Origin of the sequence: Algoriphagus boseongensis, assembly GCF_004362805.1 — a bacterium.
GTDB lineage: Bacteria > Bacteroidota > Bacteroidia > Cytophagales > Cyclobacteriaceae > Algoriphagus > Algoriphagus boseongensis.
This window is the reverse complement of record NZ_SNYF01000005.1, coordinates 563,273-587,912: the sequence shown is the minus strand read 5'-3', so window position 1 is coordinate 587,912 and position 24,640 is coordinate 563,273. Positions and strand designations below refer to the sequence as shown.

21 protein-coding genes and 1 other RNA gene are annotated in these 24,640 nt (G+C 39.8%); 16 read left to right on the top strand and 6 right to left on the bottom strand.

What is annotated here, in order from left to right; genetic code table 11:
• Positions 1-167: 167 nt before the first annotated feature.
• The 5 genes from uxaC (at position 168) to DFQ04_RS02550 (ending at position 5,566) form a co-directional block, all read left to right on the top strand.
• Entirely contained in the window at positions 168-1,607 is a 1,440-nt protein-coding gene (uxaC, locus tag DFQ04_RS02570) for a glucuronate isomerase (RefSeq protein WP_133552378.1), read from the top strand.
• Positions 1,607-2,428, top strand: coding sequence for an SDR family oxidoreductase (locus DFQ04_RS02565; protein WP_133552376.1), 822 nt, complete (start codon positions 1,607-1,609; stop codon positions 2,426-2,428). Before uxaC ends, DFQ04_RS02565 begins: the two co-directional genes overlap by 1 nt.
• 87 nt (positions 2,429-2,515) lie before the next feature.
• Positions 2,516-3,697, top strand: coding sequence for a mannonate dehydratase (uxuA, locus tag DFQ04_RS02560; protein ID WP_133552374.1), 1,182 nt, complete (start codon positions 2,516-2,518; stop codon positions 3,695-3,697).
• Positions 3,698-3,794: 97 nt separating this feature from the next.
• Positions 3,795-4,736, top strand: a complete 942-nt coding sequence (locus DFQ04_RS02555; protein WP_133552372.1) for a UDP-glucuronic acid decarboxylase family protein — start codon at positions 3,795-3,797, stop codon at positions 4,734-4,736.
• 107 nt (positions 4,737-4,843) lie between these two features.
• A complete protein-coding gene (locus DFQ04_RS02550) occupies positions 4,844-5,566 on the top strand; it encodes a DUF5715 family protein (RefSeq protein WP_133552370.1) in 723 nt (240 codons plus the stop codon).
• Between the two features lie 78 nt (positions 5,567-5,644).
• On the opposite strand, the gene DFQ04_RS02545 is transcribed toward DFQ04_RS02550, so the two are convergent.
• A complete protein-coding gene (locus DFQ04_RS02545) occupies positions 5,645-7,030 on the bottom strand; it encodes an arginine decarboxylase (RefSeq protein WP_133552368.1) in 1,386 nt (461 codons plus the stop codon).
• A gap of 271 nt (positions 7,031-7,301) precedes the next feature.
• Between DFQ04_RS02545 and rocF the strand changes: the two genes are divergently transcribed.
• The 6 genes from rocF to DFQ04_RS02515 all read left to right on the top strand — a co-directional run bounded on the left by rocF (position 7,302) and on the right by DFQ04_RS02515 (position 12,967).
• Positions 7,302-8,252, top strand: coding sequence for an arginase (gene rocF, locus DFQ04_RS02540; protein WP_133552366.1), 951 nt, complete (start codon positions 7,302-7,304; stop codon positions 8,250-8,252).
• Positions 8,253-8,381: 129 nt separating this feature from the next.
• On the top strand, positions 8,382-10,172 hold the full coding sequence (gene argS, locus DFQ04_RS02535; protein WP_133552364.1) for an arginine--tRNA ligase: 1,791 nt from the start codon (positions 8,382-8,384) through the stop codon (positions 10,170-10,172).
• A 2-nt stretch (positions 10,173-10,174) separates the two neighbouring features.
• Positions 10,175-10,759: a glutathione peroxidase gene (locus DFQ04_RS02530; protein ID WP_133552362.1), complete on the top strand. Its 585-nt coding sequence runs from the start codon at positions 10,175-10,177 to the stop codon at positions 10,757-10,759.
• 14 nt (positions 10,760-10,773) lie between these two features.
• A complete protein-coding gene (locus tag DFQ04_RS02525) occupies positions 10,774-11,682 on the top strand; it encodes a 1,4-dihydroxy-2-naphthoate polyprenyltransferase (protein ID WP_133552360.1) in 909 nt (302 codons plus the stop codon).
• A 70-nt stretch (positions 11,683-11,752) separates the two neighbouring features.
• On the top strand, positions 11,753-12,604 hold the full coding sequence (locus tag DFQ04_RS02520; protein WP_133552358.1) for a universal stress protein: 852 nt from the start codon (positions 11,753-11,755) through the stop codon (positions 12,602-12,604).
• Positions 12,605-12,613: 9 nt separating this feature from the next.
• Positions 12,614-12,967: a translation initiation factor gene (locus DFQ04_RS02515; RefSeq protein ID WP_133552356.1), complete on the top strand. Its 354-nt coding sequence runs from the start codon at positions 12,614-12,616 to the stop codon at positions 12,965-12,967.
• A 47-nt stretch (positions 12,968-13,014) separates the two neighbouring features.
• Here DFQ04_RS02515 and DFQ04_RS02510 read toward each other — a convergent pair whose 3' ends face one another.
• Positions 13,015-13,584 (bottom strand): DUF3109 family protein, encoded by a 570-nt coding sequence (locus DFQ04_RS02510; RefSeq protein WP_133552354.1) that lies wholly within the window; start codon positions 13,582-13,584, stop codon positions 13,015-13,017.
• Between the two features lie 264 nt (positions 13,585-13,848).
• Here DFQ04_RS02510 and rnpB point away from each other — a divergent pair.
• Positions 13,849-14,254, top strand: an RNA gene (gene rnpB, locus DFQ04_RS02505) — RNase P RNA component class A.
• 15 nt (positions 14,255-14,269) lie between these two features.
• Positions 14,270-15,427, top strand: a complete 1,158-nt coding sequence (locus DFQ04_RS02500; protein ID WP_133552352.1) for a sigma-54-dependent transcriptional regulator — start codon at positions 14,270-14,272, stop codon at positions 15,425-15,427.
• Positions 15,428-15,613: 186 nt separating this feature from the next.
• Here DFQ04_RS02500 and DFQ04_RS02495 read toward each other — a convergent pair whose 3' ends face one another.
• Positions 15,614-16,609 carry an acyl-CoA synthetase family protein gene (locus tag DFQ04_RS02495; protein ID WP_133552350.1) on the bottom strand — a complete coding sequence of 332 codons (996 nt, stop codon included), beginning with the start codon at positions 16,607-16,609 and terminating at the stop codon, positions 15,614-15,616.
• Between the two features lie 71 nt (positions 16,610-16,680).
• Here DFQ04_RS02495 and DFQ04_RS02490 point away from each other — a divergent pair, with 71 nt between their 5' ends.
• Entirely contained in the window at positions 16,681-17,355 is a 675-nt protein-coding gene (locus DFQ04_RS02490; RefSeq protein ID WP_133552348.1) for a hypothetical protein, read from the top strand.
• Between the two features lie 38 nt (positions 17,356-17,393).
• Here the strand turns inward: DFQ04_RS02490 and DFQ04_RS02485 are convergent, their stop codons facing one another.
• On the bottom strand, positions 17,394-19,805 hold the full coding sequence (locus DFQ04_RS02485; RefSeq protein ID WP_133552346.1) for an alpha-ketoacid dehydrogenase subunit alpha/beta: 2,412 nt from the start codon (positions 19,803-19,805) through the stop codon (positions 17,394-17,396).
• Between the two features lie 428 nt (positions 19,806-20,233).
• On the opposite strand from DFQ04_RS02485, the gene ald reads away from it, so the two are divergent.
• The gene (ald, locus tag DFQ04_RS02480) at positions 20,234-21,349 is read left to right on the top strand and encodes an alanine dehydrogenase (RefSeq protein ID WP_133552344.1); all 1,116 of its coding nucleotides are present in this window, start codon (positions 20,234-20,236) and stop codon (positions 21,347-21,349) included.
• A 59-nt stretch (positions 21,350-21,408) separates the two neighbouring features.
• On the opposite strand, the gene DFQ04_RS02475 is transcribed toward ald, so the two are convergent.
• On the bottom strand, positions 21,409-22,383 hold the full coding sequence (locus tag DFQ04_RS02475; RefSeq protein WP_133552343.1) for a tryptophan 2,3-dioxygenase family protein: 975 nt from the start codon (positions 22,381-22,383) through the stop codon (positions 21,409-21,411).
• Between the two features lie 114 nt (positions 22,384-22,497).
• Between DFQ04_RS02475 and DFQ04_RS02470 the strand changes: the two genes are divergently transcribed.
• Positions 22,498-23,703, top strand: a complete 1,206-nt coding sequence (locus DFQ04_RS02470) for an acyl-CoA dehydrogenase family protein (protein WP_133552341.1) — start codon at positions 22,498-22,500, stop codon at positions 23,701-23,703.
• A 46-nt stretch (positions 23,704-23,749) separates the two neighbouring features.
• Here the strand turns inward: DFQ04_RS02470 and DFQ04_RS02465 are convergent, their stop codons facing one another.
• Entirely contained in the window at positions 23,750-24,631 is an 882-nt protein-coding gene (locus tag DFQ04_RS02465) for a hypothetical protein (RefSeq protein ID WP_133552339.1), read from the bottom strand.
• Positions 24,632-24,640: the final 9 nt, after the last annotated feature.

Below are 24,640 nucleotides of genomic sequence, written 5' to 3'. Positions count from 1 at the left end.
TTTATTGACCTAAAAGTTGCTTAAAAAATTTAGGTTGTTCAAAATATTAAATTTTTTCCACTTAAATAATATGTGCAAACGTTTCCGATGAAAAAATGAAAACGCATAGGGTTAAAGGATAAATTTAAGCTTAGATAATATACCCAGCTAGCCTACTCATATTGTATATGTTTACTTCTGAAACCAAGAACTCCTTTCTCTCTGAGGATTTTTTACTTCAAAATGAATTTGCCAAGATTCTTTATCACGACTACGCAAAAAACCTCCCAATCATAGATTACCACAATCATCTTCCTCCAGCCGAAATTGCGACAAACAGGAAGTTTGAAAACATCAGTAAAATTTGGCTAGCTGGTGACCATTACAAATGGAGGGCTATGCGGACTTTGGGAATTAATGAGCATTTCATAACAGGGCAGGCTTCTGATCCGGAAAAGTTTGAAAAATGGGCCTATGCCCTACCCTTTACCATGAGAAATCCTCTTTACCATTGGAGTCATATGGAATTGAGGAGATACTTTGGAGTAGAGGAACTTTTGACCCCAAATAATTCAGCTGAAGTTTATTTCAAAACCTCTGAAATGCTTCAGGAGGACAAGTTCCGAGCAAGAGGGCTTTTGGATTCCATGAACGTGGAAGTGGTTTGCTCAACGGATGATCCCATAGATTCATTGGAATTCCATAAGCAATACTTGACTCAGGGAAATAAGCTAGGATTATATCCTGCATTTCGCCCCGATAAGTCCTTCTCTATTGAGAATCCTGAAGCTTATGCTTCTTACTTAAGTAAACTTGGAGAAGTATCCGGAATTGAAGTCAACTCTTTTGAAACATTAATTGAGGCCTTGGCAAATCGGGTAGATTTCTTCCATGCTAATGGATGTAGACTTTCAGATCATGGTTTGGAAAACTTGTATTTCTCGACCAATTCAAAGCTATCCGCAGATGGGATATTGCAGAAGGTACTACGAGGCAATATTCCTAACTCCGAGGAGGTAGAATATTTCAAGCATAAAGTTCTTCGCAAACTTTGCAAAATGTATCACGCCAAAGGCTGGGTACAACAGTTTCATCTTGGAGCCCTGAGAAACACCAATTCAAGAATGTTAAGTACTCTGGGTCCAGATACAGGTTTTGATTCCATTGGGGATTTTGACCAAGCAAAAGCCTTGGCCTCTTTCCTGAATGATTTGGATGCAAAAGATCAATTGGCAAAAACAGTGATCTACAACCTCAATCCTAGAGATAATGAGGTTTTTGCAACCATGATCGGAAACTTCAACGATGGCTCTGTCAAAGGTAAAATCCAATTCGGATCCGGTTGGTGGTATCTTGATCAAAAAGACGGAATGGAAAAACAAATGAATACGCTTTCCAACATGGGACTAATCAGTTGCTTTATCGGAATGCTGACGGATTCCAGAAGTTTTCTTTCCTTCCCCAGACATGAGTATTTCAGAAGAATCCTCTGCAATTTGTTCGGGCAGGATGTAGAGAATGGAGAATTGCCTTGGGATGAAAAATGGCTGGGTAAATTGATCAGCGATATTTGCTACCACAATGCCAAGAATTATTTTGACTTTTCCCCTTCCAATTTCAAGTCTTGATGAAAAAAACTGACCTATTCTCAATTCAAGGAAAAAAAATTGCCTTTTCAGGTGCCACAGGAGTCTTAGGGAAAACCATGGCATTACATCTTGCTTCTGAAGGAGCTGAACTTTTAATCTTGGGAAGAACTCCTGAAAAAGTAAATGAATTAGTAAATGAAATTACCTCTTCAGGAGGTAAGGCTTGGGGTTATTATGCAGATGTAACTGATGAGGAATCAGTTTTAAAAGCAGCCCAAGTCATCGAAGCCCAACATGGCAATTTGGATGTCTTGATTAATTCAGCCGGAGGAAATATGCCAGGTGCAGTGATCCGACCTGACCAAAACTTTCTGGATCTGGACACGGAAGCACTTCGCAAAGTGATGGATTTAAATTATTTGGGAACAGTATTACCCATCAAAGCCCTTCTTCCCTTGATGCTAAAAACCGGAAAGGGAAATATTCTGAACATTAGCTCGATGGCAGCCACAAGACCTATGACCCGTGTGATGGGCTATGCCTCTGCAAAGGCGGCAATCGATAACCTGACCAAGTGGCTTTCGGTGGAACTTTGCCAAAAGCATGGCCCTGGCTTTCGGGTTAATGCGATTGCTCCGGGATTCTTCTTGACAGAGCAAAACAGAACCTTATTGACTGAATCAGATGGAAGTTTAACCCAAAGAGGAACGCAGATAATTTCTCATACCCCAATGAATCGATTTGGAAAACCAGAGGATTTATTGGGAGCACTTCATTGGCTTTGCAGTGATGCTTCATCCTTTGTAACAGGGACAATAGTAGCTGTGGATGGAGGATTCAGCGCCTATTCCGGAGTTTAAAGTTTAAAATGAAAAGTTTAAAGTGGAGAAAAGTCCAAGAGAACTCCATAAATAGTAGCCTTTAAAAAAACATTAAAATTTATTTCCATGAGCATTAAAATGGAACAAACCATGCGTTGGTATGGTCCCAAAGATCCAGTAAGCCTTCGCGATATCAGACAATCAGGTGCTACAGGAATTGTAACTGCACTACACCATGTTCCAAATGGGGAAGTATGGTCTAGAGAAGAAATTCGATTGAGAAAGAATACTATAGAAGAAGCAGGATTAACCTGGTCAGTCGTAGAATCTGTTCCCGTACATGAGAGAATAAAAACCAGAACAGGTGACTATCTCCAACTCATTGAGAACTATAAGGAAACAATCAGAAATCTATCTTCAGAAGGCGTATATACGGTTTGCTACAACTTTATGCCTATTCTGGACTGGACAAGGACTAATCTGGAATACGAGCTTCCCAACGGGGCAAAAGCACTATTGTATGAGAAAAAAGCGGTAGTGGCCTTCGATTTGTTCATTTTGCAAAGACCCGAAGCCTTTCAGGAATACTCCAAAGAGGAAATAGAAGCAACAAAAGCTTATTATGAGGCATTAGCCCCTGAAGCAAAACAATTGATCATTGACAATATCCTGAAAGGCCTGCCTGGTTCAGAAATCGGTTATACAATGGATGAATTCAAGGCCATGCTCAAAACTTATGAAGGAATTGATGCTAAGAAATTAGCTGAACATCTTCGCCTCTTTTTGGATGCCGTTACCCCGGTAGCAGAAGAATCAGGAGTATTTTTGTGCATTCACCCGGATGATCCTCCTTTTTCTTTGTACGGACTTCCAAGAGTGGTAAGTACCGCTGCTGATGCAAGAAGAATTCTTTCCGAAACCCCAAGCCACCACAATGGACTTACTTTTTGTACTGGCTCCTATGGAGTAAGACCTGATAACAACCTTCCTGAAATGGTTAGAGAATTTGGAGATAGAATACATTTTATTCACCTGAGAAGTACCAAAAGAGATGCAGAAGGCAATTTCTACGAGGATAATCACTTGGAGGGAAATGTCCCAATGGTAGAGGTTATTGATGAGATCTTAAAAGCTCAGGAACGAAGAGGAAAAAGTTTGCCGATGAGACCTGATCATGGCCATCAGATGTTGGATGATTTAAATAAAAAGACAGCAAATCCAGGATATACCGCAATAGGTAGATTAAAAGGATTAGCTGAAATACGAGGAGTTGAAGAAGCCTTGCTTTGGATGAAGAAAAAATCCTGAAATTCAGGCATTGACTACACTGCCAAAAATCTGATCTATGAATTCCCCTACAAATCCTTATTTTTGGCAGTAAGTCAAAACCCTTTTGAAAGATTAAATGAAAAGAATTTTAGTAAGTGGCGGAGCAGGATTTTTGGGCAGCCACCTTTGTGATAAGCTTTTGGCTGAAGGCCATGAGGTACTTTGCGTTGATAACTTTTTCACAGGCAGCAGAAGAAATATTTACCATCTTCTTGATAACAAGAGATTTGAATTATTAAGACATGATGTGACTCATCCACTGTATGTGGAAGTGGATGAAATCTATAACCTCGCCTGTCCAGCCTCACCTATCCATTACCAATTTGACCCAGTTCAAACCACCAAAACATCTGTGATTGGTGCAATGAATATGCTTGGATTGGCAAAAAGATTAAAAATCAAAGTTTTACAGGCTTCAACCTCGGAGATTTACGGTGATCCTGAAATACATCCTCAGCCAGAATCTTACCGCGGTAATGTAAATACATTGGGTCCAAGAGCCTGCTACGATGAAGGCAAAAGATGCGCTGAAACCTTATTCTTTGATTACCACAGACAGCATGGAGTGGCGATCAAAGTGATGCGAATCTTCAATACCTATGGTCCAAGAATGCATCCAAATGACGGAAGGGTGGTTTCCAACTTTATCGTCCAGGCATTGAAAGGTCAGGACATCACGATTTATGGTGATGGTAAGCAGACTCGCTCGTTTTGCTATGTCGATGACAATATAGAAGGGATGTATAAACTCATGAATTCCAGAGCTGGATTTACAGGGCCAGTGAACATCGGAAATCCTGGAGAGTTCACCATGCTTGAGTTAGCTCAACTGGTAATTGAATTGACCAACAGCAAGAGTAAATTGGTATTTATGCCTCTTCCTCAAGATGATCCTTTGCAAAGAAAACCTGTAATCGATCTAGCCAAGAAAGAATTGGATTGGGAACCAAAAATCCCTTTGAGAGAAGGACTGATAAAGACGATAAGTTATTTTGATCAAATTCTGAAAGAAGGATAAAAACAAAAGACCGCCGATAAGCGGTCTTTTGTTTGGAAAAAAGCCTTAATTCTATTTCTTTAGGGAATAAACCCAAGTTTCTCACTCTGTAGTGAAGCCTAGTTTACATGGATAAGAGTATTCGAATTCTAATTTTCTCTTTTTTCAGCCTATTTTCTCTTGGCGCATTAGCCGTCGCCATCTACCAACCATATCAAACAGAAAATGTGAATGATTCTAATTTGAATCTTTTTGAATCAGAGGAAGAATTCTCTAGCTCCGAATCTACAATTCCTATTTCAGAAGAGCTGCCAGAAATTTCAGGACTTCCAAAAATAAAAGGGAGACTAGAAAAAGATGTTTATGAGGATCACCTTCTAGCTGCGGAAGAAAATGGCGTGGGATTAATTGATAACGAATGGGAACTCTATCAATTGCTAACCGACGAGGTCTTGGTAGAAGTGAATAAAGGCTCAGGATATCGAGTCGAATCTTTAACCTACAGTCACCCCTATGTTACCCAACATTCTAAAAAGGTTTTGGAGGAGATTGGGCAGATGTATGAGGTTCTTGCTGGAGAAGGAAATTTTTTCACCGTTTCCTCGGTCACGCGCACCATGGGACAGCAGAAAAATCTTAAAAAAAGAAATAGAAACGCCACTGCAGGAAACAGCTCCCATTCATATGGGGTGTCATTTGACATTTCTTATATTCGATTTAATGGGGTGAGAAACTTTGATCAAAAGGCGCAGAAACATTTGGAAACTGTCCTTAACCACTTCCAAAAAACCAATAAAATTTATGTGATCAAGGAAAGGAAACAATCTTGCTATCACATTACTGTACGATAATTTTATCCTAAAGACCTAAACCAAAAAAGACCGCCTCTAAGCGGTCTTTTTTAATTCTGTCTTCGGTCTTTTAACTCATCAATAGCCCAAAGTCTTGAGCATGCTTTCTTCTGTTTGGTCTTTTGCAAAAAGCCAATGTCTTACCTTTCCATTTTCATCTCGGTCGATAAGCACATGCTTTGGAGCTGGGATTAAACAATGCTGAATTCCACCATATCCACCCAAAGACTCTTGGTAAGCTCCTGTGTGGAAGAATCCGATGTATTGTTTTTTACCCGCTTCGATTTTTGGAAGATAAATATTGAATTGATGGGCTTCAGAGTTGTAGTAATCCATGCTGTCACATGTCAACCCACCTAGAGAAATATTGTGGTATTCCTCATCCCAATTATTCACAGCCAGCATAATATATTTCTGATTCAATCCCCAACTATCGGGAAGTTGGGTGATAAATGAACCGTCAATCATATACCAAAGCTCCTTATCATTTTGGAGTTTTTCTTCCAGTACTGAATACAAAACAGCACCACTTTCACCTACAGTATAGCTTCCAAACTCGGTGAAAATATTAGGTTCTACCGTGTTGTTTTTGGCACACATCCACTTGATGTTTTTGACAATTTGATCAGCCATATAGGCGTAGTCATAGTCGAAAAACACGTTGGTTTTAATAGGCCAGCCACCTCCGATATCCATTGAGTCAAGGCTAGGTGCCACACGCTTCAATTCGACGTATTTCTGAATGAATCGCGTCAATTCAGACCAGTAATACGCAGTATCTCTAATGCCTGAATTGATAAAGAAGTGAAGCATCTTAAGACTCACCTTAGGATTGTCTTTGATTTTTTCCTCGTACAGACTGATGATATCATTGTATCTAACACCCAATCTGGAGGTATAAAAACCGAACTTTGGCTCTTCGTCTGCTGCTATTCGAATTCCTACTTGAAATGGAACATTGACGTGCTCGAGGTAATAATCGATCTCTGTGAGGTTATCCAAAATAGGAACGCAATTGAATCCATCATTTAACAGTTCAGAAATGTATTGCTTGTACTTTTCTCTTTTGAACCCATTGCAAATGATGAATGTCTCTTTTGTGATTTTCCCCTTTTCAAAAAGACTTCTTACCAAAGGAATATCAAAGGTTGAGGAAGTCTCGATATGAATATTATTCTTCAGAGCTTCATCCAAGACAAAGCTGAAATGAGAGGATTTGGTGCAATAGCAATAGGTATAATCGCCTTGATAATTGTGATTTTTGATTGCATCGGAAAAATACTTCTTAGCATTTTGGATGTTTTCAGAAATCTTGGGCAGATAGGTCAACTTTAAGGGAGTCCCGTAGGTCTCGATGATTTCCATCAAATTGACTCCGTTGAAGAAAAGCTCATTGTTTTCAACATGGAATTCTTTGGTAGGAAAATCAAAAGTCTGCTCTATCAGATCAATGTATCTGTTCATTTATCGAGGGATTAAATCAAGTATCAAGGGTGCAAAAATTGCTCTTTTATTGGGGTATATCAAATGAATTGGGGACAAATGATAGATTCAATTCCATGCACTGCTAAACTATTTTTCACGATTTCATTCCAATGCACTTAAGTAAAATCGAAAAAAATAAAGGAATGTTCGAAATGTTTTTTGCACATAAGAGATGATTAAAAATGAAAAACGTGGCTTTTTGAGTAGGTTTGCGGGGATTTTAAGCCCAAATAACTAATAAGTACCCGAGATGAGAAAGATTAAATTGGTCGAAGTGCGATCAGAAATTGCTGCAGGTACCAGAGGAGCTAGTTTAGGTGTAGATGCTTTGAAGATTGCTAGTCTGGATAAAAAGTCAAATTTCTTCACCCAGTTTGACCCTATTAATGTTCCAGACGCCAATAGTTTTCTCTGGAAAGGGAATAAGTTTCCACACGCCAAATACATAGATGGAGTCTACCAAGTTCTAAAAAATGTATACTCCACGATTGAATCTTTAAGACTGGAAAAGAAATTTCCGATCGTCTTAGCCGGGGACCACAGTACTGCTGCTGGTACAATCATGGGAATCAAAGGTGCACATCCAGAAAAGCGATTGGGAGTAATTTGGATTGATGCACATGCTGATTTGCATACTCCATATACTACTCCATCAGGAAATATGCATGGGATGCCTCTGGCTATGGTTACCCAATTGGACAATAAAGAATGCCAGGTAAATACCCCAAGTGCAGAGACAATTACCTATTGGGAGAAAATCAAGAAGATCGGAGGAGATCATCCAAAAATCTACCCAAAGGATATTGTTTTTATTTCTGTAAGAGACACTGAATCTCCTGAAGATCAATTGATTTCGAAAAATGGAATCAAAAACTTTAGCACAGCCGAAGTTCGTTCTTTGGGTGTTAGCAAAGTAGCTCAACAGGCATTAGAGATCCTAAAAGATTGCGAGCAAATCTACATTTCCTTCGACGTGGATAGTTTGGATAGTTCCATTTCTGTAGGAACAGGAACTCCTGTCCCCGACGGCCTGACCGTGGAAGAAGCAATACAGCTCAATGCTGAATTAATTAAGGATAAAAGAGTTTGCTGCTGGGAAATCGTGGAAGTAAATCCAACTCTGGATACTGAAAATACTATGGCTGAAATTGCCTTTGAAGTGCTTGAAATCACCACCAATTCCTTGGTTGATAATTTCTAAACATCCTTGAGGTAGTTTGAGGAAGAAACGGAAATAGTTAGGCTAAATAAGGCTAACTCCCTAGTTTTGCAGCTTACAAAATTGATTTGATCCGATTTCGATCTTGATCGAAATTCATCTGGAAAGAACATGACTATACAAGATTCTATTTGTCAAGGCATTCAACTCGCCTTCCAAAATATATACAACCACGATCTTCCTTTGGAGCAGATAAACCTAGCTCCTACCAAAAAGGAATTCGAAGGTAGTTACACCTTTGTGGTTTTTCCTTTTCTAAAAATCAGCCAAACCATTCCTGAAAATACCGCTAATCAGATTGGTGAATATTTGAAGGCAAATGTTCCTGCAGTTGTTGATTTTAATGTGGTAAAAGGGTTTTTGAACCTTGTATTAAACCAAAGAGTTTGGGTTGACCTTTTTCAGGAGCTTTATTCGAATGAGTCTTTTGCTCAACTTCCAAAAAATGGGCAAAAAGTCATGGTGGAATACTCCTCTCCCAACACCAACAAACCCTTGCACCTGGGCCATCTTAGAAATAATTTTCTAGGCTATTCAGTTGCAGAAATTCTGAAGGCAAATGGATATGAGGTAATTAAGGCCAATTTGGTAAATGACCGAGGAATCCACATTTGCAAATCAATGGTTGCTTACCAGCATTTTGGAAATGGGGAGACGCCTGAATCTTCAGGCCTAAAAGGTGATCACTTGGCCGGTAAATATTATGTTCTTTTTGATCAGGAATACAAAAAACAAATCAAGGAACTAGTCGAGGCGGGGCAAACAGAAGAGGAAGCGAAGAAAAACGCCCCAATCATCCTTGAAGCTCAAGAAATGCTGAGAAGCTGGGAAGCTGGGGACGAGGCTGTGGTTTCTTTGTGGAAGAAGATGAATTCTTGGGTTTACGAGGGCTTTGATGCCACCTATAAAAAGATGGGGGTAGACTTCGATAAGTTTTACTACGAGTCTGACACCTATCTTCTCGGAAAAGACATTGTCGAAGAAGGCCTTTCAAAAGGTGTATTTTTCAAAAAAGAAAACGGTTCAGTTTGGGTAGATCTTACGGATGAAGGCTTGGACGAAAAGCTCGTACTTCGAGGTGACGGAACTTCAGTCTACATCACCCAAGACATGGGGACTGCCGATTTGAAATACAAGGATTTCGGTTTAGATAAATCCGTATATGTAGTTGGTAATGAGCAGGATTATCATTTTGATGTCTTGTTTAAAATCATGCGAAAATTAGGCCGTTCTTATGGCCCAGGTCTTTACCATTTATCTTATGGAATGGTGGATTTGCCTACCGGGAAAATGAAATCTCGGGAAGGAACTGTGGTAGATGCTGATGATTTGATTCAGGAAATGATCGACACAGCAGAGCATCACACCAAAGAATTAGGCAAAATCGAAGGGTTCACCGAAGAACAAGCTGCTGAATTGTATGAAATTTTAGGCTTGGGAGCTTTGAAGTATTTCCTTCTCAAAGTGGATCCAAAAAAACGCATGCTTTTTAATCCTCAGGAATCCATTGAATTCCAGGGATACACAGGTCCGTTTGTTCAATATTCCCACGCTCGGATTGCTGCGATTCTAAGAAAAGCAGAACAAATTGGAGTAGATTATCAGAAAGCTGATTTTTCAGCAATTCAGGACTTGGCAGAGTCAGAAACCGCTTTAATTCAGGTTTTGAATGATTTTCAACGTAAAATCAAACTTGCTGGGGATGAATATTCTCCTTCTGTAATTGCCCAATATCTATTTGAGGTAGCCAAGGAATACAACAGGTTTTATGCTGAGGTCCCTATATTCCATGAAAAAGATCAGGCTATCTTGGCATTCCGTGTTGCATTATCTGCTCACACGGCGAAAACAATCAAAAAAGGGATGAGTTTGTTAGGTATTCAAGTACCAGAAAGAATGTAACCATGAAAACACTTCTAGTAATCTTCAGTATTGTCTTATTTGCCTGTGGCAAAACTCTAGAGAGACCTAAAGACTTGGCAAACTTCCACCCTTCTTACGACCAAACTATGGAAAGCTCATTTTACAATTTCAAAATGAAGGATATCAACGGAAAAGAAGTTGATTTCTCTTCTTTTAAAGGAAAAAAACTTTTGTTGGTGAATGTGGCTTCTAAGTGCGGCTATACCAAGCAATACGCTCAACTTCAAGAACTTAATGAAACCTATGGAGATAAAGTGGTGATTTTAGGGTTCCCAGCGAATAATTTTGGTGGGCAAGAACCAGGAAGCAATGAAGAAATCAAAGCCTTCTGCGATACTGAGTTTGGAGTGACTTTTCCTATGTTTGAAAAAATCTCGGTAAAAGGTTTTGACAAGCATCCACTTTACAGATGGCTTTCAGATGCTTCCCAAAACGGTTGGAACAATGAGGAGCCTTCTTGGAATTTCTGCAAATACTTCATCAATGAGAAAGGAGAACTTGTCAAATTCTTCCCTTCCGCCGTCAACCCACTTGACGAGGAGATTCTTAAATTGATCGAGGCCTGATTCAATCAAGTAGTTTGAAAAGAGAAATTAAAACCAAAAAAGAAGCCTGGCTGCATGCAGTCAGGCTTCGTACTTTGCCATTGGCCTTAGCCAGCATCTTTGCAGGATCTTTTTTGGCGGCTTGGAAAGATTCCTTTCGATGGGAAATATTCGTTCTTGCCTCCTTGACTACTATTTTCCTTCAAATCCTTTCTAACCTTTCCAACGACTACGGAGACACTGTCCATGGAGCTGATTCAGCAGAGAGGCAGGGACCAGTCCGTGCTGTCCAATCAGGGTTGATTTCCTTGAAAGAGATGAAGCGAGCCATGTATCTTTTTGGTCTGCTCTCCTTGATCTCAGGATTGCTGTTAATCTTTCTTGCCGTTCAAGACTTAAAAATATTTCTTCTTTTTCTGGGATTGGGCCTAGCGGCTATTTGGGCGGCAATCACTTATACTTCAGGGAAAAATCCATACGGATATGCTGGCTTGGGCGATCTCTCGGTATTTCTCTTTTTTGGCCTTTTGGGCGTATTGGGAACTTACTTTTTGCACAGTCTTAGCTTTGAACCCTTGACCATTTTTATCGCCATATCATTAGGCTGTTTTAGTACAGCTGTGCTAAACATCAATAATATCCGGGACATTGAATCTGATAAGAACGCCGGCAAAAAATCAATTCCTGTTCGAATCGGACGTGACAAAGCTGTCCAATACAATTGGGCTTTACTCGCTTCAGGGTACTTATTTCTTATTGTGTTTGCGGTCTTGAGTAAAGAACATCTTTCCCTACTCGCTGCGCTGGCTTGGCTATTAATGATGAAAGTGGGATATGGTGTCCAAAACGCCCAATCATCTGCTGAAACAGATCCATATTTGAAAAAAATGGCCATGAGCACCTTGCTTTGGGTAATTCTTTTTGGAATAGGCTTACTTTTTTAGGAAAACCTGATAAAAATTCTTTTTCCCTTGTCCATTTTGGCTAATTTGGTAATATCTAATCACTAAAGCTATGATCAAAGTTCTTGTACCTTATGACTTTTCAGAACCCTCAAATTATGCGTTAAACTTCGCCAAAAGTTTAGGCTCTAATTATCCCCAATTTGAACTTAACCTCCTTCATGTGATCGAAACTCCAGTTGCCACGGGTATGAGCACCATGGGTGGAGGTTTGGATACAATTCCTGATTTTGAAAATCAAGTTTTCTTCTTGGAACTTATTGAAAGAAGAAAAAAGCAATTTGCCGAATTGGAAAAACAGCACAAAGACTCTGGTTATGCATTTCATACCAAAATTGTCTTAGGAAATGTTTTTAAAGGAATTTCCGAATCAGTTGCAGAGCAGCATCCTGATTTGATAATCATGGGTTCAAAGGGGGCTACAGGGCTCGAAGAGGTTTTGGTCGGAAGCAATACAGAAAAGGTCGTTCGTACCGCAAACTGTCCAGTAATCACGATTAAGGCTGAAACTGATATTACCAAAATGAAAAAGGTGGTATTCGCTTCAGATTTTAGAGATACAGATAATGAAGTAGCTTCCAGATTTAAGAGAATTCAAGAGCTTTTCAATGCTGAATTCTATTTTGTGATCGTTAATACTCCAGGGAACTTTGAAACCACCAGAGAAGCAATTGCGAGAATTAAAGCGTATGTTCAAAAGCACAAATTCCAAAATGTAAAGGCTGAGATCTACAATTCTCTTTCCGAAGAGTCAGGAATCTTGGAATTTGCAGATGACATAGATGCGGACCTTATTGCAATGACCACTCACGGGAGGACCGGGTTAATTCATTTGATCACGGGCAGTATTGCTGAGGATGTGGTCAATCATTCTAAAAGACCGGTATGGACTTTTAAGAGATAAAATTCTAAAATGAGTAAAAAAAATAACGACTGGAAAAAGCGCGACTGCGTGGTGTATTCTACTAGTAATGATTTTGAATACAATTACGACGCTGACGATACCCAAGAAACCCTCCCCCCTTCCCAGCAAAAGCTCAAAGTCATGCTGGACAAAAAGGCAAGAGCTGGAAAGCAAGTCACTTTGATCGAAGGTTTTGTTGGAAATGAAGAAGACTTAAAAGAGCTCGGCAAACTCCTAAAGACCAAATGTGGCGTTGGAGGATCTGCAAAGGACGGTGAAATCTTAATCCAAGGAGACCATCGGGACAAAGTTCTCCAAGTATTACTCCAAGCAGGGTACGGAGCCAAAAAATCTGGCGGATAAATTCAAGAAAAAAAGCAAGGCTAAATGACCTTGCTTTTTTTATATCCCTACTTTTCTCCTTCTATTTCGTGAACTAATTCTTCATACCAAGCTTCTCCGTATTTCCTTACCAAGGCATCTTTTAAAAATCGATATAAAGGAACCTGAAGACTTTTTCCTAACTGGCATGCAGGATCACAAATATGCCATCGGTCGTAATTCAAAGCATCAAATTGATCGTATTTAGTAACCCGGATTGGATAAAGGTGGCAGGATATCGGTTTTTTAAAATTGATTTTTCCATCCAGATACGCTTGCTCAATCCCACATTTCAAAATGCCTCTTTCATCATAAAGGGCATACGCACATTCTCGGTTCTCCCCTATAGTTGGGGTGCCCTTATCCCCATCTTTATCGATTACCCAGGTGCCAGATTGCTCAATTACCTTTCTTCCCTCCTCAGTAATGTAATCTTTTACAATGGGATAAATCTCTTCAAGGATTTTGGTTTCATTTTCTTCCAATGGCGCCCCAGCATCTCCTTCAACGCAACAAGCTCCTTTACAAGCTTCTAAATCACAAACGAAGAAATGGTCCTTGATATCTTCAGACAAAACCGCATTTCCTACCAAAATCATAACAGCTTCAATTTTGGGTAAAGGTAAAGAATTCTTTTCTTGACAGGTTTAAGGCTAGGTGGAATAGGGACAAAAAAGAACCGCCCCTTTCGGAGCGGCTCAACCCAGCACTATGAAGAAAGGCAATTTTTTTACCTTTTGAATAGAAAACAGGGAAGGAGAGAATATGTTTCTAAATGGTTGATTTTTTTTTGATTTTTTTTCAGAAAAGGGATTTAAGACTTTTTTAAAAAACTGAATTATGAAAATTACCGTACTTTGCATCGTGCAAGTCGGCTTGTCGCCTCAGTTCGATTTTATCGGATTGGGGAGGAAAGTCCGGGCAACAAAGAGCGCCATACTTCCTAACGGGAAGGGTATTTACCGGTGACGGAAAATATACAGACAGTGCCACAGAAAATAAACCACCGTAGGCTTGTCTTACGGAAAGGGTGAAAAGGTGGGGTAAGAGCCCACCGCCCCGACAGTGATGAAGGGGGCACGGCAAACCTTATGGGTTGAAAGATCAAATAGGCCCCGGGCAAAGAGCTGCTCGTTCGATTTTCGCTTCGGCGAAATTCCGGGGTGGGTAGATCGATAGAGTTCTGGTGTGAATCAGAATCGAGATAAATGGCAAGCCTTTCCTGAATTTCAGGAAAGACAGAACCCGGCTTATAGACTTGCACTTTTTTACTTATTTTACGCTATGCCAAAAATTCTGATAATTGACGACGAACGGTTTATCCGTGCCTCCTTGAAGGAGATTTTAGAATACGAAAAATTTGAAGTTTCCGAAGCTCAGGATGGAGAAGAGGGTCTTCAAAAAATCAAAGAGGAAGATTTTGATGTAGTCCTTTGCGATGTAAAAATGCCTAAAATGGACGGAATTGAGGTTTTGGATCAGGCTAAAGCCCTTGAAAAATCTCCTCAGTTCATTATGATTTCGGCACATGGAAGCATTGAGACTGCGGTTGAGGCAACCAAAAAAGGAGCGTTCGATTTTATCCCAAAACCTCCTGACTTGAATCGTCTTTTGTTGACTGTTCGAAATGCCTTGGAAAAGAAAAATCTGGTAACTGAGACCAAGGTTTTGAAAAAGAAGCTTTCCAAAAAATTGGATATGGTCGGAGAGTCGCCTGCCATAGCCAGAGTAAAGGATACGATCGAAAAAGTGGCACCTACCGATGCAAGAGTTCTGATTACTGGACCGAATGGAACTGGTAAAGAATTAGTAGCGCATTGGATTCATCAAAAAAGCAATAGATCCTCGGCTCCTTTTGTAGCTGTAAACTGTGCGGCCATCCCTTCCGAATTGATTGAATCGGAACTATTTGGTCATGAAAAGGGGGCATTTACTTCAGCGCATAAACAGCGCGCTGGTAAATTTGAACAAGCACAAGAAGGGACACTTTTCCTAGATGAGATTGGAGATATGTCTCTTTCTGCTCAATCAAAGGTTTTACGTGCACTTCAGGAAAACCTGATCAACCGAGTCGGAAGCGACAAAGACATCAAAGTGGATGTAAGAGTTCTAGCCGCCACTAATAAAGACTTAAAGAAAGAAATTGAGGCCGGAAGATTTAGAGAAGACCTTTATCACAGGCTTAGTGTCATTTTGATTCAGGTACCAGCCTTAAAAGAAAGAAAAGAGGATATACCGCTTTTAGTAGAAAAATTCCTGGAAGATATCGCTCAGGAAAATGGTGATGTGAAGAAAGGCATAACCAAAGATGCTCTTGAAAAATTGCAGGAATTCCCTTGGACAGGAAATATCAGAGAATTAAGAAACGTCGTAGAACGGCTCGTAATACTAGGCGAATCAAAAATCAGTTTGGAGGATGTAAAAAAATATGCTGACTATTGAGGTCAGCATATTTTTTAGCCATTGCTTTTTGCCGAAACAGGTGCTTTGGCGTATGCCGGGCAAGGCTTGCTAGAAGCACAAGCTCCTAATGCTAAAATTCCGATGACTAGTGCTATTGAGGCAATTCTTTTCATAAATTAAATTTTTAAGCTGATCAAATATGTCTAATAATTTTTAAGATAGCAATTACTGCACCAACAAGTTACAACCCCTGATCTCGGAATTATCAAATCTCCCAAGGACTTCCAAAAGTCCATTTTCATCAATCCTTCCCAAATCCTGTGTTTCTATAAACGAACAAGTTTGAAAATTAGCCAAGTCGATCACATTAATTCCACCATTTGATCGATTTGACCAACTCAAAGGATCATTCACATCTCGAAGGAATATTCTCATACTGGGAGGCAAAGTAAATTTACCATCTCCCCTTGAATAGGCTTGCGAGGTTAATTCAGTCATTCCATACTCAGAATGAATTTTTTCTACTTTAAAAAAGGCGGTCAAGATATCATGAACTTCCTCTCGGATCATTTCTTTTCTTCTCCCCTTCATTCCTCCTGTTTCCATGACAATTAAATTTTCCATTCGGGAGAATTCTTTTCCGGATTCTGCTAAATCCAGTAAGGCAAAAGTGACTCCTAATAAGATCACCTTTCTAGAATCACTTTTCAGCAGAGATAGGCATTCCAATAATTCATCTTGGTTGTACAGATAAAATCCGGAAAATGAGGAATCTGATTTTTCGATAAAAAACTTTGCCATCGAGACCAAACTACTTCCAGGCCTCTCCAAATATGCAGGTAAAAGAGCCAGAACGTGATAATCCTGAATATTCCCATAAACGCTTTGGAAAATTCTCAAAGCATGCTCCAGATACCATTGTTCTGACCAATAATAATGCTTGCTGGTTGTCATCCCTGTTGTTCCACTACTCGAAAAATATCCTTCAAAATCCTCTTGATTCCCACAGATTACCTCATGGTCTTTGAAAAAACGAATGGGTAAAAAAGGAATTTTTTCCAGACTTTTTACACTTGAAGGATCTATGCCTCTCGCAGAGATATAGCTTTTATAGACTGGATTAGATGCAGCTTGATAATGAAAAATATCCAAAGCCAGTTTTTCAAATTCCTCGGAATCGACGGTTTTGATTCTTTCTGAAAAACTTTTGGCATTTTGCATCGTTTTATATTTTGCGTTTTACCGAGGAAAAAACTTACCTTAATTTTCGGAAGTAAATTTACCTTTAGCTCATGCGATTAAAAAACTATTCGGGATTAATCTTGGTCATAGCAACTGCTTGGACTTCCTGTATTAGCCCACCGGAGAACTTCCCAAGTACTCCAGAAATCACTTTTTCAGAAATTGAGTATGTACCCACATCGGCTCAAGATTCTTTGATTATCAGCGTGAAATTTAAAGATGCGGAAGGAGATTTAGGTTTGTCTTCTACAGATATCAATCCTCCCTACAATCCACTTACTTACAAAAGAGATGTGATTGGAAATCTAATAACCTATTCCAAAAGACCGCCAGAGGCTCCAAATTACAATCCTATTGACTGGGTCATTGACCCGATCATTAATAATACAATCATTAAAGACACGGTTTGGGTGGAACAAAATGAGAATCAGTACAATATTTTCGTACGATTCTACATCAAAAGAAATGGAAGATTTACTGAGTTCAGATGGCAAAACCCTCCTTTCTATACCACTTTTAATGGCCGCTTCCCGAGAGTTTTAAATTCTGAAGAAGGACAACCTGTGGAAGGAACCATAAAATATAGAATGCTTTCCTCTGGTTGGGAGTCAATTTTTAGAAATGACACGATACGGGTCGATGTGGAAATTCAAGACAGGGCTTTGAATAGAAGTAATGAGGTAGCTAGTCCAGAGGTAACCTTGAGGCAGATCACCAGAAAATAAATTAAAAGAGGCAGTGAAATTTCACTGCCTCTTTTAATTTATAGAGAAGGATACTTACTTGGGTTTGCTTCGTGCATCATTTGGTAGGCCTTTTCCACCACATCCTCTACACTAGGCTTGGAGAAATAGTCTCCATCAGATGAATAGGCTGGTCTATGTGCTTGCGCAGCAAGAGTCTGTGGATCAGAATCCAAAAATCTGAATATTCCTTGGTTATCCATAGCCTGCTGAAGCATGTAGGCAGAAGCCCCTCCAGGGACATCCTCATCAGCGAATATCACTCGATTTGTTTTCTTAATGGACTCTCCAATGACTCCAAAAGAATCAAATGGAAGAAGTGTCTGAACATCAATTACCTCAGCAGAAATTCCTAATTCCTCAAGTTCATGCGCAGCTTCCATTACGATTCTACACATACTTCCATAAGTCACTAAAGTCAAATCACTTCCTTCTCTCAGGATTTCTGGTTTTCCAAGTGGAACAGTATACTCACCTATGTTATGAGGAAGTCTTTCTTTCAATCGGTAACCATTCAAGCACTCAATCACAATTGCAGGTTCATCAGATTCTAAAAGAGTCTTGTACATACCCGCAGCTTGAGTCATATCTCTCGGAACGCATACCATCATTCCTCTCAAACTGGAAAGTATCATTCCCATTGGAGAACCTGCATGCCAAACTCCTTCCAATCTGTGACCTCTAGTCCGTACAATCAAAGGCGCTTTTTGACCACCCTTTGTTCTGTAGTTCAGAGAAGCTAGATCATCAGAAAGCATTTGAAGTCCATACAATAGATAATCCAAATATTGAATCTCTGCTACAGGTCTAAGTCCTCTCAATGCAGTGCCTATCCCTTGGCCAATAATTGTACACTCACGAATTCCGGTATCTGTAACTCTCCATTCACCATGCTTAGCCTGAAGACCGGCAAAAGCCTGATTCACGTCGCCAATTTTTCCTACATCCTCGCCAAAGGCAAAGAATCTTGGATCATTACTCAGTGTGTAATCAAAAAATGACTGCAAAACTTCTCTTCCATCTACCAAAGGAGACTTGTCGTCCACTTTTGCTGAAACTTCTTTTACTTTCAGGGCAGACCAATCGGATTCACTATACAGTTGACTGCTATATCGATCATGGTTTTTATCCTTTTGGGATTCATACCATGCTTTCAACTCAGACTTTACTGCATCAGAATCATTTCTCAATAGCATCAAAGCCTTTCTTACTGAACTGATCACATCCTTTCGAATAGGATTGATACTCTTAGAAAGATCCTCAGCCAAAGGGAGCAAATGAGTTTTTTCGACACTTGCCTCAGCTGCAGCTTTGATTAAGCTAACTGCTTGTTGTAATTCAGATTTGATTTCTCCGGAAAATTCAGCCCAAGCAGCATCTTTCTGCTTTTTAACATCAATCTTCTCTTCGGCGTCAATTTTATCTAGCTCTTCAGCAGTGGCAATACCATTGGAAATAATGTATTCTCTAAACTTCTGAATACAATCCCAATCCTTTTCCCACTGAAGTCTTTCTGCTGATTTATATCGCTCATGAGATCCTGAAGTAGAATGACCTTGAGGCTGGGTCATTTCATCCACATGAATCAAAACGGGAACATGCTCATTTCTGGCAATTTTCCCAGCATAATTGAATGCATTTACCAAGGCCTCGTAATCCCAGCCTTTGACTTTGATTATTTCAAATCCCTTTTCAGCCTCTGTTCTCTGAAATCCCATCAAAACTTCAGAAATACTCCCTTTAGTCGTATGGAATTCCTGAGGGACGGAAATACCAAATCCATCATCCCAAACTGAAATTACCATAGGTACCTGGAGTACACCTGCAGCATTAATGGACTCGAAAAACATCCCCTCTGAAGTGGATGCATTACCAATAGTACCCCAAGCGACTTCATTTCCATGGTTTGAAAACTTAGACAATTCGCTTAGATCTGGATTTTCCCTAAAAAGCTTGGATGCATAGGCCAATCCAAGAAGCTTTGGCATCTGGGCAGCAGTCGGAGAAATATCCCCTGCTGAATTATACATTTTGGTAAGATCTTTCCAAGTACCATCCTCATTGATGGAACGGGTTGCAAAGTGACCATTCATGAGACGACCTGCACTTGCAGGTTCAGCTTCTACATTGGTATGAGCATACAGCTGAGCAAAATATTGCTGAACTGTCAGCTCGCCAATGGCCATCATGAATGTCTGATCACGATAATATCCTGATCTAAAATCACCAAGTTGGAAGGCTTTGGCCATAGCAATCTGGGCAAGCTCTTTTCCGTCTCCGAAGATTCCGAATTTGGCTTTTCCCATGAATACTTCTTTCCTTCCCATCAGAGAAGCATGTCGGCTTTTGACAGCAATTCTGAAATCTCTCAACACATCTTCTCTTTGGATAGAAGTAGTGGCACCTTCTTTTTCCTGTGATTTCAATGGCATAAAGGGTAATTTACTTTAAAGTTACTTTGGGTCGTAGTATGGGGTTTGTTCAAAAATAACCAAAAACCTTTGATGTACAAATTTCATTTTTGATTCATATCAGTCAATAATTCTGATGAATTTGATTTAATTCAGTTTTTAAAAAATTTAATTTCTATAAATTAGATTTTTACAAATATTTATACCGCAAATTGATTTAATCACCTTCGCAATTATTTTAATTTTTTCAGAAAAAATTTTTCAAAATTTTAAATTTTAAAACTTGAAATTTTAAAATTTTCTAGACGATTTAGATTTTAAAAAAAATAATATTTTGATTTTAAACTTTATACCAAATCAATACCAAATACTATTTTTATTTTTGATTAAAAACAATCATCTCCTTTTATCTTTGCGAAGAATATTAAAAAACCCAAACAAAAAGAGCCATGATAATAGGTGTTCCTAAGGAAATCAAGAACAATGAAAATCGGGTAGCCTTGACCCCTGCGGGTGCAAAAGAACTGGTCAAAAGAGGTCACTCCGTATATGTACAGAAATCTGCTGGAGAAGGAAGCGGATTCTCTGATGCTGAGTATGAAGCAGCTGGTGCCCAGATTCTACCGACCATTGAAGCAACTTACGAGATTGCAGAAATGATCATGAAGGTGAAAGAACCAATTGAGCCTGAATACAAGCTCATTAAAGAAAATCAGCTGTTGTTCACCTATTTCCATTTTGCTTCTTATGAGCCTTTAACCAAAGCTATGGTAGAAAGCAAGGCGGTTTGTTTGGCTTATGAAACCGTAGAAAAAGCAGATAGAAGCTTACCACTCCTAGTTCCAATGTCTGAAGTAGCTGGAAGAATGGCTATTCAAAAAGGTGCTAATTACCTAGAGAAGCCTTTGGGCGGAAGAGGAATTTTGCTAGGTGGAGTACCGGGTGTATTGCCTGCTAAGGTTTTGATCCTTGGTGGTGGTATCGTGGGAACACAAGCTGCTTGGATGGCTGCAGGTTTAGGAGCGGACGTGACTATCATGGACGTGTCTCTTGCCAGAATGAGATACTTAGCTGATGTAATGCCAGCAAACGTAAAGACCATGATGTCTAATGAATATAATATCCGTGAAATGATCAAGCATGCTGACCTTATCGTAGGTGCAGTATTGATTCCTGGAGCAAAAGCTCCTCACTTGATCACCAGAGATATGTTGAAGGACATGAAAAAAGGCACTGTGTTGGTAGACGTGGCTGTGGATCAGGGAGGTTGTATCGAAACATGTAAGCCAACTACTCACGAGAATCCTACATTTATCATTGATGATGTAGTTCACTACTGTGTGGCCAACATGCCAGGTGCTGTTCCTTATACTTCTACTCTTGCCCTGACCAATGCTACTTTACCATATGCCATTCAATTGGCTGACAAGGGTTGGAAAAAGGCAGCTCAGGAAAACCCTGACCTTGTTCCAGGCTTGAATGTGATAAACGGAGAAATTGTATACAAAGCTGTAGCAGACGCATTCAATATGCCTTATGCGATGGTAGAAAAATACCTTGCTTAAACACGAGGACTGAAAAATTAAAAATCCCGCCAGGACCTAAGTTTTGGCGGGATTTTTATTTAGTCGTTTTTCTGAATTTCTTCTCCAAATATCTCCTTTACAACCCATCCTTTACCCCACTCTTCCATTTCCTTTTCAGTCCAGAGTTCAGGAAAGAAGATCACTTTTTGGAAACGCGGGGGAAGATACTTTTGCCAGTTAGTACCACCAGTCGCAGCAATGTCTGTTGGATCCCGGTGCAGATATCGAACAGCCGATTTGTAATGGGCCAAAGGCCAAAAAACATTAGCCTTTAGGTCAAATTGCTTCATGAGATCAATCAATTCCCGAGACGGATTTTCGATATCTATAAATTTTTGCCAAAGGTTTTTTCTTCTGTACCCTTCAATTAATTCCTTGAGCTTTTTACCATACTTCTTTTCAAAAGTCTTTAAAGTCAGGGTTTTTTCCCCGCTTGCCAATTCGATTGCCCCTTGCTGCCAGTATAAGTTTTCAAACAAATCATCTGCTGGACTATGATAATCGAATTCGGACCTTCTGCTGAGCGTTACCAAATTGAATGCGTCGGTAGCCATCAGTTCAATTTCTCGAAACTGGGCACTTTGAAATCCTGAAGACGGCAAAAGCGACATCCTAAATTTCAAAAACTGCTCCTTCTCCATTCCTTTCCACATCATTGCAAAGGAACTGATCAGGTGGTCAAAATACATCAGGATTCTTTCCAGCCTTGTCTTAAAAAACTCCTCGCTCAAAGGATCTTCTTCTGAAATCTGTTCCATTTCAGAGATGATCAATTTGAAATAGAGTTCAGTAATCTGATGATAGATTATAAATATTTTTTCGTCTTTGAAGCTTGTTTTGGGCTGCTGCAAGGAAAGCAAAACATCCAAATTGATGTATTCCCAATAAGTCAAATAGTCTGCATATAGTAACCCTTCCAGATAAGAAAGCATGTCTTGGCCTGAAGCTTTGAATTTTTCTTGCAGTTGGTGGATCCTATCTAAAATCTTTGGATCAAATTGAGATTCGTGCATGGGGATTTTTTAGTCAAAAAGGTAGTTTTTTAAGAGGCTTTCTCCTTAATTTCGAGGCAAGGTCGATACTAGTTCGACAAAATTGAATATTCTGACTATAAAACCAAAATTAGCATGGAAGCTGTATCAATCCAGAAATCTCTAAAGCAGGACACTTTTGAAGGAGTGGATTTTCTGGAAATAGACGATCTGCTCACCGAAGAACAAAAACTCATCCGCAGTTCAATTCGGGATTTTGTCAAAAAAGAAATTTCTCCATACATCGAAGACTGGGCTCAGAAAGCCTACTTTCCTTACGATATCGTTAAAAAATTTGGCGATGTGGGAGCTTTTGGACCTCAAATCCCCGAGCAATACGGAGGAGGAGGACTTGACTACATTTCCTATGGTCTGATCATGCAAGAAATTGAGCGAGGAGACTCAGGGATGCGATCTACAGCTTCTGTGCAAGGCTCTTTGGTTATGTATCCGATCTATAAGTTTGGCTCTGAGGAACAAAGAAATAAATACCTTCCCAAACTTGCCAGCGGGGAAATGCTTGGCTGCTTCGGATTGACTGAACCAGACCATGGATCCAATCCAAGCGGGATGGTCACCAATTTTAAAGATATGGGAGACCACTATCTTTTAAATGGGGCTAAAATGTGGATATCCAATTCACCCAAAGCAGATATCGCAGTGGTCTGGGCCAAAAACGAGGAAGGCAGAATTCATGGATTAATTGTGGAAAGAGGAATGGAAGGATTTACCACTCCCGAGACTCACAATAAATGGTCGTTAAGGGCTTCCTGTACCGGTGAATTGGTTTTCGACAACGTAAAAGTTCCAAAGGAAAATCTTTTACCTGGAAAGTCTGGGTTAGGTGCTCCTTTGATGTGTTTGGACTCCGCTAGATTTGGAATTGCCTGGGGAGCTATTGGCGCTGCAATGGACTGCTATGAGTCTGCAAGAAAATATTCCTTGGAAAGAATTCAGTTTGGCAAACCTATTGGAGGCTTTCAATTAGTCCAGAAAAAATTAGCTGAAATGCTTACTGAAATCACGAAAGCTCAGCTTTTAGCATGGAAAGTAGGAAAGATGATGAATGAAGGAAAAGCCAAGACAGTTCATATTTCCATGGCTAAAAGAAACAACGTGGACATGGCACTGAACATCGCAAGAGAGGCTAGACAAATTCATGGGGGGATGGGAATCACAGGAGAATATCCGATCATGAGACATATGATGAATTTGGAATCTGTCATCACCTATGAAGGCACCCACGATATTCACCTACTCATTTTGGGTAATGAAATTACCGGAATCCAAGCCTTTAAATAAAAAAGTAAAGCCTCTGAAATTCAGAGGCTTTTTTCATGAAACACCTTTAATACTTTTTCGGATTTTCCATCATAGCTCGAACATCTTCCGGATCTGTTTTGTCTTTTCCAGTCAATAAATAAATGATCATACCAGCATCAGAAGGATCGAATTCACCCCCTTTTTGAGCAGCCTCCAATCTTGAATACAACCAATCCCAATCTCCTTTCTTGAATGGCTTTTTATCCTTTGAAGGGGAATTTTTGAGCCAATCGTACTTACTGACATTGGCCTTTAATCCATCATAGCCTTCTCCCCCATTTTGATCTGCAATATGGTCTAGCTGAAGTCCATGCTTTTCAAATTGCTCTTTTATTTTCTCCCAAGTCCAACCAGTGTGCTTTTCCCAATCATAGGGTTTGTCTGCATGCTCATCATTCCAGGTAGAATGAGAAATCAATCGGACATATTTCAACTTGGTAGAATCCGCTTCATTTAAGGCAGTTCCAACTATTTCCATTGGCCCGGCAGCAATGATGGTCAGCGGATCTTTTGCTGAGCTCGAATTGATTTGAGTGGTCAATTCAATAATCGCAAAATTTTGTGCAGTAACAGCTTCAATAAATTTTGTCTTTTTAAAGCCAAACAGTTTTGCACCAATAAATGCACTTTCCCGCATTTGGGCAGCGGCTCCGGGCTTCTCCTTATCTGAGCCCCAAATATGATCACTGAAGGTATAAACTACCAGTTTGTCCTGAAGCCCATTTGCAGCCAAAAGGGCCAAAGTCAAGGGGGTAGCCGCCCAGTCATCTTCATCGTGCTCATTTCCATCTGAACTGATCGCAATCCTTCCTGTATAGAAAGGAATGGACTGAGCAAAGGAAGTGTTTAAGGCAAAAAGGAAAAGGAAAATGAAAACGAATACTAAATAGGATTTCTTCTGAAGCATAATCATGAT

Bases quoted from the DNA above. Each gene is read 5' to 3' on its own strand.
- rocF (WP_133552366.1), top strand. From the start codon at position 7,302: ATGAGAAAGATTAAATTGGTCGAAGTGCGATCAGAAATTGCTGCAGGT.
- uxuA (WP_133552374.1), top strand. From the start codon at position 2,516: ATGAGCATTAAAATGGAACAAACCATGCGTTGGTATGGTCCCAAAGAT.
- DFQ04_RS02470 (WP_133552341.1), top strand. From the start codon at position 22,498: ATGGAAGCTGTATCAATCCAGAAATCTCTAAAGCAGGACACTTTTGAA.
- DFQ04_RS02495 (WP_133552350.1), bottom strand. From the start codon at position 16,609: ATGCAAAATGCCAAAAGTTTTTCAGAAAGAATCAAAACCGTCGATTCC.
- DFQ04_RS02565 (WP_133552376.1), top strand. From the start codon at position 1,607: ATGAAAAAAACTGACCTATTCTCAATTCAAGGAAAAAAAATTGCCTTT.
- DFQ04_RS02530 (WP_133552362.1), top strand. From the start codon at position 10,175: ATGAAAACACTTCTAGTAATCTTCAGTATTGTCTTATTTGCCTGTGGC.
- DFQ04_RS02465 (WP_133552339.1), bottom strand. From the start codon at position 24,631: ATGCTTCAGAAGAAATCCTATTTAGTATTCGTTTTCATTTTCCTTTTC.
- DFQ04_RS02550 (WP_133552370.1), top strand. From the start codon at position 4,844: ATGGATAAGAGTATTCGAATTCTAATTTTCTCTTTTTTCAGCCTATTT.
- DFQ04_RS02475 (WP_133552343.1), bottom strand. From the start codon at position 22,383: ATGCACGAATCTCAATTTGATCCAAAGATTTTAGATAGGATCCACCAA.
- DFQ04_RS02500 (WP_133552352.1), top strand. From the start codon at position 14,270: ATGCCAAAAATTCTGATAATTGACGACGAACGGTTTATCCGTGCCTCC.
- ald (WP_133552344.1), top strand. From the start codon at position 20,234: ATGATAATAGGTGTTCCTAAGGAAATCAAGAACAATGAAAATCGGGTA.
- DFQ04_RS02555 (WP_133552372.1), top strand. From the start codon at position 3,795: ATGAAAAGAATTTTAGTAAGTGGCGGAGCAGGATTTTTGGGCAGCCAC.
- argS (WP_133552364.1), top strand. From the start codon at position 8,382: ATGACTATACAAGATTCTATTTGTCAAGGCATTCAACTCGCCTTCCAA.
- DFQ04_RS02515 (WP_133552356.1), top strand. From the start codon at position 12,614: ATGAGTAAAAAAAATAACGACTGGAAAAAGCGCGACTGCGTGGTGTAT.
- DFQ04_RS02490 (WP_133552348.1), top strand. From the start codon at position 16,681: ATGCGATTAAAAAACTATTCGGGATTAATCTTGGTCATAGCAACTGCT.
- DFQ04_RS02520 (WP_133552358.1), top strand. From the start codon at position 11,753: ATGATCAAAGTTCTTGTACCTTATGACTTTTCAGAACCCTCAAATTAT.
- DFQ04_RS02485 (WP_133552346.1), bottom strand. From the start codon at position 19,805: ATGCCATTGAAATCACAGGAAAAAGAAGGTGCCACTACTTCTATCCAA.
- uxaC (WP_133552378.1), top strand. From the start codon at position 168: ATGTTTACTTCTGAAACCAAGAACTCCTTTCTCTCTGAGGATTTTTTA.
- DFQ04_RS02510 (WP_133552354.1), bottom strand. From the start codon at position 13,584: ATGATTTTGGTAGGAAATGCGGTTTTGTCTGAAGATATCAAGGACCAT.
- DFQ04_RS02545 (WP_133552368.1), bottom strand. From the start codon at position 7,030: ATGAACAGATACATTGATCTGATAGAGCAGACTTTTGATTTTCCTACC.